Annotated in this window: 2 protein-coding genes; both read right to left on the reverse strand. The window is 49.7% G+C overall.

Annotation, left to right across the window (positions count from 1 at the left end; all coding sequences use genetic code 11):
• Window positions 1–372 (reverse strand): hypothetical protein (locus tag RSA72_RS14470; protein WP_332624751.1); only part of this gene is annotated, 372 nt, incomplete at its 3' end.
• A 127-nt stretch (window positions 373–499) separates the two neighbouring features.
• A complete protein-coding gene (locus tag RSA72_RS14475) occupies window positions 500–1,546 on the reverse strand; it encodes a DUF932 domain-containing protein (RefSeq protein WP_332624752.1) in 1,047 nt (348 codons plus the stop codon).
• Between the last annotated feature and the right edge of the window lie 63 nt (window positions 1,547–1,609).

Here is a 1,609-nt window from a genome sequence, read left to right on the forward strand (position 1 = left end):
TCTCAGATCCAGCCTGCTTTCATCTGACTGAGATGTTTTTAAACGGTAAGTTTTTTGATCGCCTAAATTTTTCAGCTCCCAGCTGTCCATGCTCAGATAGCGGCTTACATCATTATCAGGCCATTTAATTGTCAGCAATGAAAGCGGTTCATTCGCGCCGTAAATTTGCGCCATAACCGGATCGATTGACGCCTTGACAGTTGAACGGGTGACCACACACTTCCTGCTGGCGGCTTTGCCTTTGTAAGCGCAGCTGAAAGACGCTGAAGCTTGGGACGCGCCCATAAACTTAGCGATTGAAGTTTCGGCCTTGGCTTGCACGCTGCCCAGCAGACAGGCCAAGATCAGGCCTGTTTTAATGAATTCTTTCATATTTCCCCCATTCTATTTTTAACTTAACAGCAATGATTTATTGAAAGCGCTTATTTTAAAACAATAAGCTCTCGGCATAAGTATATTGCGGTTCAAGCGCTATAGAGCGCCAGATTTAGGCAAATATTCAAGCAATTAAGGCAGCAGCCTGCTCCAAAGCCCGCTGCTTTAAGCCTGCCCCGGCACCGAACCAAGCAGAATCCAAACGATGATCCTGACTCATGGCGCGGCGCTCATGATCTGCAAATTCGGTGATGCTGCAAAGCAGGCCATAAGCCGTGTCTTTAGCTGAGCTGAGTTCTGCCCCGCGGCCATGCCCGTTGAACATAGTCATGACTTTAGACATGGCGCGCCCATTCGGTTCCGTCTTGTTTTCAGCTTTAGTCGCCGGGTTAGCTTGAGCTGCCGCATTGCGGTAGAACTGAATAATGCCCTCGTCCTGTTCCGCAGCACTCAGGCTGGTATTGTTGAATACTGCATCAAAATAGGCGGCCGCTTCAGTTTGACTGACTTTGCGCTGGCTCAGCTGTTTCATTTCGTACACATGCTCATCCCATGCGCGCACTGAAATGCCCAGCTGCTGCTTGACTTTCTCCGCATCAAATCTGGTACTGTGCGGCACTTTGACTGCGCCGGCGCTGCTGCTCTGTCCGCGCAAGGCAACCGCCAGGGTGTTATTGCAGACAACGCGGATAGAAGTGAATTGCGCTGTGGTGGCTAAGGTGCCGTCACAGGCTGTCGCTAATAAGATGTAGCCATTGCTGACATCATTACCCTTTAAGGCAGAAGTCTGCCCTGTTCGAGCCAATGCCCAGAATTTCTTACCGCCTTTCAGTACACCTGCAGTTTCCAGCTCAAAGCCGGACTGTTCGGTCAAGTCCCGGTAAAATTCCAGTATTTCCAGAGGCTGCACTTCCTGATAGCGCTGGCTGACTACTGACAGCGGTGCATGGGTATCCGAGCGGTACAATACCCGCTGTTCTTCATAGGGCATGATGATGCTGTGCCCCCGCTCATTCTGCGCCATGTAGCTGACATTGGAGGATTCAATGCGCCAGTCCATGCCGGCCTGCTGCGCCCAGACCTCTATGGGCTGGTTTTGAGTCAATTGATTCCCTAAGCCGTGCCAAGGGGTTTGGCCGACATAAGCCATTTGTTCAAGCTGGTGCGCCATAAATTTTTCCTTTTAAAAAATTGATTTTGAATAATTTCAAATCTGAAGTTTGTGCATAAAAAA

This window comes from Acinetobacter sp., assembly GCF_036659555.1.
Taxonomy (GTDB): Bacteria; Pseudomonadota; Gammaproteobacteria; order Pseudomonadales; family Moraxellaceae; genus Acinetobacter.

What these genes read in the sequence shown, in the direction of transcription:
- RSA72_RS14475 (WP_332624752.1), bottom strand. Translation starts at nt 1,546, where the DNA reads ATGGCGCACCAGCTTGAACAAATGGCTTATGTCGGCCAAACCCCTTGG.